We start from the raw sequence: 7,303 nt of genomic DNA, 5'->3' as shown, positions 1-7,303 counted from the left end.
GACCGCCGCCTGGGAGATCGGGTCGAGCTGGGGGGGCACGCCTTGGGGGGTCGGGGCGCCGACCTGGGTGGTCTGGGCGGGGCCGTGGGCGACGCCGCCGTCCTCGACGCCGCCACCGCCGGACATCTGGCTCGCGACGACCACCGTCGCCGCGGCCACCGCCATGGCGGGCAGCATGATCGCCGGGCGCGGCAGCCGGAACCGCCGTGCCTTCGCGGGGGCGGCCGCCGTGCGCTCCGCCTGCTGCATGTCGTGAATCCGGGCCATCAGACGCTCCCTGTGGAACTGGTGACGGCCCGTCGGCAGGTCGCGTGCCGTCCGGGAGATGAGCTGTGCGCTCTCATCCCACTCGGCCGGGTTCTGCCGGGACGTGTCCGCGTTCATCGGTTTCCTTCCTGCGCGGGCCGGATCGCGTTTGTGCGTTCGCCTCTTGTCTGTCGGCCGGGGCCCGCGCCTTCCCGATTTCCGCGAACTTTTCCGCGAGCCGCTCCCACTGCGGTGCGGGATGGCCCGGTTGCCGTGGGGACTGGTCCGGCGAAGGGGCGTGCCGATCCGGCCTCGGCCAGGGCGCGGAGCTTCTTGCGGGCCCTGGAGAGCCGGGAGGCGACGGTGCCCACCGGAATCCCGAGGGCTTCCGCCGCCGCCTCGTAGTCCAGGCCCTCCCCCAGGCAGAGCGCGATGACCTCGCGTTCGGGTCTGCGCAGTACGGCGAGCGCGGTGAGCGCGGCCGCGAGCCGCCGCCGGTCGTCGACCCGGTCGGCCACCTCGTCGGCATGGTCGGGCACCGACAGCTCGGCCGCCGCGGCCACGTTGGCCGCCGCCCGGTACCGGCGGTTGCTCCGGTAGTGGTTGCGTGCCGTGTTGGTGGCGATGCCCAGCAGCCAGGGGCGCAGGGAGCCGCCCTCGGGCTCGACCCTGTCGCGCAGCCGCCATGCCTCCATGAAGGTCGCGGCCATCACGTCCTCGGCCGTCGCCCAGTCGGCGGTGAGCCGGAAGGCGTGGTTGTAGACGGCGCGGGCGTAGCTGTCGAAGAGCTCGGCGAACGCGCTCGATTCCCCGGCCCGTACCCGGGTTCGCATATGAGTGCTCACATCAATGAGCTGTCCGGCACCCCGTACCGGCTTCCCGTGACCTGCGCCACATCACGGTCGCCGGCGCTTCGGGGGGCCGAACGGGGCGGCACCCGATGGAGAGCCGGCGGGCGGCGCCGCGGCCCGCTCATGGCCGCTCGCGGGTGTCCTTGCGGGCCGCGGCGAGATCCGCGTACAGCCCCGAGCGCGACATTCCGAGACGCTCGGCGACCCTCGGCACCGCGTTGCGCACCTTGAAGACCCCGCGCTCCTCGAGGGAACCGATCACGTCGAGCCGCTCGGTACGGGTGAGGGCCGAGAACGGTCTGCCCAGGGCGAGTTCCTGGCTGCGGACCACCGCGTCGACGACGTCGTCGAAGTCGTTGGTGAAGGTGGTGGCGGGCAGCTCCACCGGTCCGGCTCCGGCCAGCGCGGACAGGATGTCGCCGGCCTGGCGCAGCGCGGTCACGTCGAAGTTGACGCACACGGCCCCGAACAGCTCGCCACGGCCGTCGCGCAGCGGCATCGTCGACGACTTGATGACGCGGCCCTCCGGGGTGCGGGTGAGGTAGTTCAGGTCGTTGGCCGCCTCCGCTCCCCTGCGGAGCATGGACAGCCCGATCTCGCTCAGCGCCCCGCCGACCTGCCGCCCGGTCACCTGTCCGGCCACGGCGACGACCGACTGCTCGCCCTGCCGGTAGTCGTGCAGGACGACTTCGCAGGACGGGCCGAACGTCGCGGCCAGGCCGTCGATGACCGGGACCAGGGCCGCCAGGATCGCGTCCTGTGACGGGTCGTGCATCCGTGCCTCCGCGGCTTCCGCTGGAACGTGCGACGAACGTCAGCCTATGACCGATGTCCAGCGTCTGGAGCTTTCGTCCAGGCCCGTCCCGCCGAGACGTCGCCCTGGAACCCGCCCGCTCCGGCGAGCCCGCCCGGACGCGCCGTGTCGCGGGTCCGGGCACAGTCCGCACTTCGTGGACCACCGAATCGTCCGGGTCGGTTGCCCCGCAAATCCCATGGGGAACCGATCGGGAACCGGATCGGCGAAAGTGGGGCGACCGCAGACAGCGAGCCAGGGGGGCACCACATGGAAAAGCAGGCTGTTCAGACCACTCTCCCGGCGGCGGGCGCCGGGGGCCGCGGTTTCGTCGGATCCGACGCGGGGCCCAACTTCACGCAGGAGTAGGGCGATCGGCCGGGCGCGCCGGCCGGAGCCCTCAGTCGGGCCAGCGGCAGTCCTCCGGGACGCCGATGCCGTCGAACAGGTCCCGGGCCGCCTCGCGGGCCGCCGCCGCCGTCACCGTGTCGCCCACGGCGTCCGCCGCCGCCGCGACACCGGCCTGCGCGCGCGCCATCTCCACGCGTAGATCCATGGCGGCGGAACGCCGGTAGGCGCTGCGGTGCAGCCGCAGCGCGGCCGCGTGGTCATGACGGCGCCGGTAAATCCGGCCGAGCACGTTCTCGATCTCGGCCCGCCGGATGGCGCCGCTCACCTCGACCAGCTTCAGCACGCGGACGGTGCACGCGTCCGCCTCGGTGGTGCGGCCCAGCCGCTGATAGGCCTCGGCCCGGTAGGCGAGCATCAGACCGACCGTGCCGGGCTGCCGGAGGCCGTCCGACTCGCCGCCCAGGTCGGCCAGCCGGTCGACGGCCAGGTCCGGGCGGCCCATGCCGAGATGGGCCACCGCCAGCTCGGTCAGGGCGTAGATCTCGTGGTCCCGCTCGCCGAGCGACCGGTCGAGGCGGACGGCCCGCAGGGCGGCCTCGGCCGCCTCCGCGTGCCGGCCCAGGCAGTTCAGCGCCGAGGCGGCGTTGGCCAGGGTCTCGGCCTCCTCCCGCCGGCTGTCGAGCCGCCGGTTCAGGGAGAGGGCGCGGTCCAGCCGCTTCAGCGCCTCCTCGTACTGCCCCAGGCTGGAGTAGCACATGCCGATCCGGCCGAGGGCGGCGGCGACGCCGTGCGGTTCCCCCATCTGCTCGGCCAGCGCCAGCGCCTCGTCGAGCTGGGTGAGGCAGCCGCGCAGGTCCCCCAGTTTCCACAGCGCAAGGCCCAGGTTGGTCAGGCTGATCCGCAGCAGCAGCGGATCGTCCAGCCGGCGCGCGGCCCGCACCGCGAGCATCTCCACGTCCCGGAACTCCGTCCACCAGCCGCGCAGGTTGAGGTAGAAGGCCATGCCCCGGGGGAGATAGGCGGCGTGCAGGTCGAGGCCGACGTCGAAGGCGAGCTGGGCCGCGTCGCGCAGCGCCGGGTACTCGTCGTCGAGCCAGCGCAGGGCCTCCCGCTCCGAGTCGAGGTCGGGCAGCGACGCGCACTCCTCGGGCAGCTCGACGGGGTGCCGGGTGCGGCCGGGGAAGAGCAGGTCGCAGGCCCGTTCCAGGGTCAGCAGATAGTGGTCGAGGAGCCGCTGGACGCTGTCCTCCTCCCGGTCGGCCGAACCGTTTCCGCGAAGATCGCGCGCGAACCAGCGGACCAGGTCGTGCAGCGTGTAGCGGCCCAGCGTGTGCTGCTCGAGGAGATTGACGTCCAGCAGCTCCTCGAGCAGCGCCTCCGCCGCCTGGACGTCCGTCCCCAGCAGGGCGGCCGCGCTGTGGACGTCGAAGTCGGCTCCCGGGTGCCAGCCCAGCAGCCGGAAGGCCGCACGGTGGGTGTCGCTCATCGCCCGGTACGACAGCTGGAGGCTGGCCGCGACACTGCGCTCGCCCACCCGGAGCTCGGTCAGGGTGCGGGCCTCCGACCGCATCCGGTCCACGAGGTAACGGACGGTCCACTGAGGCCGGTTCCTGAGCCGCGCGGAGGCGATGCGCAGCGCGAGCGGAAGGCCGCCGCACATGCTGGCCAGCAGCGTCCGCGCCTCGACGTCGTCGTGGTCGTCGCCCAGCACCCGGCACAGCAGCTCCATGCTGTCCTCCATCGACAGACTGCCGACGGAGTACCACTCCGCGCCGTCGATCTCCACGAGTCTGGTCCGGCTCGTGATGATGGTGGCGGAGTCCTCCGTGCCGAGCAGGAGCGGCTGCACCTGGGCGGAGTCCCGGACGTTGTCGAGCACCACCAGAAGCCGCCGGTTCGCCGTGACCGAGCGCCACAGCGCCCGGCGTTCGGGCAGGCCCTCGGGTATCCGGTCGCTGGGGACGCCCAGGCTGCGCAGCAGATGGTCGAGCGCTTCCAGCGGATGCAGCGGCGCGTGCCCCGGAGTGAAGCCGAGGAGGTCCAGGAAGAGCTGTCCGTCGGGATAGCGCTCGGCGATCCGGCTGGCCACGTGCACCGCGAGCGCCGTCTTGCCGCTGCCGCCCATGCCGTCGATCGTGATGATCCTGCGGCCGTTGCCCAGTGCGGTGAGGATGCGCCGGACGGTGTCCTGACGGCCCGTGAAGTCGGGCAGGTCGTACGGGAGGGTGCAGCGGACGGGGTCGGGATCCGGTCCGGCGGGCGCGGCGGGTTCGAGCAGCGGGGCGGCGGGCGCCCCGGACAACTCGGGGCTCTGTCTGAGGATGGCCTCGTGCAGCCTGGCGAGCTGTGGGCTGGGGTCTGCGCCCAGTTCCTCGGCGAGCAGCTGGCGCACCAGGACGTACTCCTCCAGCGCGTCCGCGTGCCGGCCGGTACGGTACAGCGCCGTCATCAGGAGCTCGCGCAGCGATTCCCGCAAGGGGTGGGCGTCGACGTACTGCCGCAGGTAGGGAGCCAGGCCGTCGAGCTGGCCGATCTCCAGGCGCAGCCGGGCGTAGTGTTCGACGGCGGCCAGGCGCGTCTCCACCAGCACGTTCGCCGCGACGTCGATCACCTCCCCGTCGAGGCCGTCGAGCACCGGCCCGCGCCACAGGTCGAGGGCTGCGCGCAGCCAGGCGCCGGCGTCCTTCGGCCGGCCCGTCGCCTGGGCCTCGGAGGCCGCCCGCAGCAGTTCCTCGAACTCCCTGAGGTCGAGCCGGCCGGCGGACACCACCGCGCGGTACCCGGCCCCGTCGGTCCGCAGGAGCTCGGCGCCGCCCGGCAGCAGCCGTCGCAGGGTCGAGATGGTCTTGCGGATCTGGTGGGCCGCCGTGGACGGGGGCTCGGCGCCCCACACCGCCTCGACGAGCCGGGCGACCGGAACCGACCGGTTGTGCGACAGCAGCAGATATCCCAGAACGCGTTCCGCCTTGGCTCCCCCCAGGAGGATGCGCCGCTCGCCGGCCCAGCACTCCAGAGCCCCCAGCACATTGAGACGTACGGCCTGTCTTTCCTCGACGTACTCCATGGCTCCCCCCTCTTGTCCGACGTCGACGCAGGTCGGTCCATCGGCGGCATGGTCATTGCCCCCCATTGAGGAAGAGTAATTGACCGGTATCCAATCGGGACACGGTCAAGGCAGCCTTGAGGAGCGCGACGGGGAGGAAACGCATTCATGGCGAAGAACCGCCGTCAAAGCAGACAAACCCAAACGGATATTTTACCGACCAGGGGAGACGGGCGGTGATCCCGCGTGCTAGCGGGGCGCCGTCGGCTCGGAGAGGTATTTCTTTGACCATCGCCGATATATCCGTGGAGCGGACGCGTCGCCTGGGGGGCTTCGGGGCCGGTACGGCGGGCACTTCACCCACCGGCCGGGAACGGCAGGTCCTGGAACTGCTGGCCGCGGGGCATCTCGACGAGAGCATCGCGCGCCAGCTCAACATCTCGGTCCGTACCTGCCGGCGGATCATCGCCACGCTGATGGACCGGCTGGAGGCCCGGAGCCGTTTCCAGGCGGGCGTGATCGCCGCGGCGCGCGGCTGGATGGACACACCGGCCCCGGGCGCGCCGGCAAGGCGAATTTCAGCCGACAACCTGAGGAGAATCAACGCCCCTTGCTGACGTCGCTCTCCGGGGCCGGAATTGGTTTAATACTTGACCTCGGGCTCGACCGGTGCGGCCCCTGCCGCACTTCCATTGATAACCCTCGCACACACAGCAAATCCAGGAAATGACCGCACCCGGTGGCGGGATTCAGGAAATCACCGTTTCAAACGCGGCCGCGGCCGCGAGAAAAGCGTCGTTCTGGGCCGCGGAACCCACCGAGACACGGACCCCGTCACCCGCGAACGGACGCACCACCACCCCGGCCCGGCCGCAGTGTTCGCCGAAGGCGGCGGCCCGGTCGCCGAGCGGGAGCCAGAGGAAGTTGGCCTCGCTCGGCGGGACCGTCCAGCCCCGGCCGACGAGGGCGGCACGCACCCGCTCACGCTCCGCGACGGTGGTCTCCACCCGCTCCATCAGTTCGTCCGCGGAGCGCAGTGCGGCGGTCGCTGCGGCCTGCGCCACGGAGTTCACGCTGAAGGGCAGGAAGGCCTTGCGGACCGCCCCGGCCACGACCGGGTGGCCGACCATGAACCCGACCCGGAGCGCGGCGAGGCCGTACGCCTTGGAGAAGGTGCGCAGGACCACCACGTTGGGGCGCCCGGCGGCGAGTTCGAGGCCGTCGGGCGTCCTCGTGTCCCGGACGTACTCGCGGTAGGCCTCGTCGAGGACCACCAGGCAGTCGGCGGGCACCCGGTCGAGGAACGACCGCAGCGCGGCCTCGGCGACGACCGTTCCGGTGGGGTTGTTCGGATTGCAGACGAAGACCAGGCGCGTGCGGTCCGTGATCGCGTCGGCCATCGCGTCGAGGTCGTGCGTCCCGTCCCGCAGCGGCACCTCCACGGCGGCGGCCCCCGCGAGCCGGGTGAGGATCGGATAGGCCTCGAACGAGCGCCAGGCATAGAGGACTTCGGCCCCCGGCTCGGCGACGGCCGCCATGAGCATCTGGGCGACCCCGACCGACCCGCAGCCCACGGCGACGCCCTCCTCGGGGACGCCGAGGCTCGCGGCGATCGCGGCGATCAGCTCCGTACATCCGTTGTCCGGGTAGCGGTTGATCCGCAGCGCCTCCCGGCCGATCGCCTCCACGACCGCGGACGGCGGCCCGTACGGCGACTCGTTGGCCGCCAGCTGGTGGACCGGGCCGGCCGGCCCGGAGACGGCCTTGCTGGGCCGGTAGCTCACCATCCGGTCGAGGACCGAACGGAAGCGGGGCAGCGCTTCGGCCGCGGCAGGGGTGTCGTGGGACATGTGTGACTGCTTTCTGCGGGTCGGGCCAGAGAGGTGGGGCGGGGCGGGTGGGGGGGGGGGTTGTTGGCCGAGGGGCGCGGGGGGGCGGCGGCCGCGGTAGGGGCTCCGGGGCCCCCGTCCCGCGAGCTGCGCGGGGGGGGGGGGCGGCGGGGGGGGGGGGGGGGCCCGC

Annotated in this window: 5 protein-coding genes and 1 pseudogene; 1 reads left to right on the top strand and 5 read right to left on the bottom strand. The window is 72.6% G+C overall.

What is annotated here, in order from left to right; genetic code table 11:
• The 4 genes and pseudogenes from ACFW2E_RS08050 to ACFW2E_RS08035 form a co-directional block, all read right to left on the bottom strand.
• Positions 1–384: pseudogene (locus ACFW2E_RS08050) on the bottom strand (hypothetical protein); the annotation flags it as partial.
• Positions 381–1,079: an RNA polymerase sigma factor gene (locus ACFW2E_RS08045; RefSeq protein WP_384463123.1), complete on the bottom strand. Its 699-nt coding sequence runs from the start codon at positions 1,077–1,079 to the stop codon at positions 381–383. The pseudogene ACFW2E_RS08050 and the gene ACFW2E_RS08045, both read right to left, overlap by 4 nt.
• 139 nt (positions 1,080–1,218) lie before the next feature.
• Positions 1,219–1,872 carry a transcriptional regulator gene (locus ACFW2E_RS08040; protein ID WP_384463120.1) on the bottom strand — a complete coding sequence of 218 codons (654 nt, stop codon included), beginning with the start codon at positions 1,870–1,872 and terminating at the stop codon, positions 1,219–1,221.
• Between the two features lie 418 nt (positions 1,873–2,290).
• The gene (locus ACFW2E_RS08035; RefSeq protein ID WP_384463117.1) at positions 2,291–5,305 is read right to left on the bottom strand and encodes a BTAD domain-containing putative transcriptional regulator; all 3,015 of its coding nucleotides are present in this window, start codon (positions 5,303–5,305) and stop codon (positions 2,291–2,293) included.
• A 263-nt stretch (positions 5,306–5,568) separates the two neighbouring features.
• Here ACFW2E_RS08035 and ACFW2E_RS08030 point away from each other — a divergent pair, with 263 nt between their 5' ends.
• Entirely contained in the window at positions 5,569–5,901 is a 333-nt protein-coding gene (locus tag ACFW2E_RS08030; RefSeq protein WP_384463115.1) for a helix-turn-helix transcriptional regulator, read from the top strand.
• A gap of 132 nt (positions 5,902–6,033) precedes the next feature.
• On the opposite strand, the gene hisC is transcribed toward ACFW2E_RS08030, so the two are convergent.
• Positions 6,034–7,134 (bottom strand): histidinol-phosphate transaminase, encoded by a 1,101-nt coding sequence (hisC, locus tag ACFW2E_RS08025; protein ID WP_384463112.1) that lies wholly within the window; start codon positions 7,132–7,134, stop codon positions 6,034–6,036.
• Positions 7,135–7,303 lie beyond the last annotated feature (169 nt).

It is taken from the genome of Streptomyces sp. NPDC058964 (assembly GCF_042741275.1).
Classification (GTDB): domain Bacteria; phylum Actinomycetota; class Actinomycetes; order Streptomycetales; family Streptomycetaceae; genus Streptomyces.
Note: the sequence above shows the minus strand (reverse complement) of the source record. Positions and strands in the feature narration are given on the sequence as shown.

Coding starts and splice junctions, on each gene's coding strand:
- hisC (WP_384463112.1), bottom strand. CDS start 7,134: ATGTCCCACGACACCCCTGCCGCGGCCGAAGCGCTGCCCCGCTTCCGT.
- ACFW2E_RS08045 (WP_384463123.1), bottom strand. CDS start 1,079: ATGCGAACCCGGGTACGGGCCGGGGAATCGAGCGCGTTCGCCGAGCTC.
- ACFW2E_RS08035 (WP_384463117.1), bottom strand. CDS start 5,305: ATGGAGTACGTCGAGGAAAGACAGGCCGTACGTCTCAATGTGCTGGGG.
- ACFW2E_RS08040 (WP_384463120.1), bottom strand. CDS start 1,872: ATGCACGACCCGTCACAGGACGCGATCCTGGCGGCCCTGGTCCCGGTC.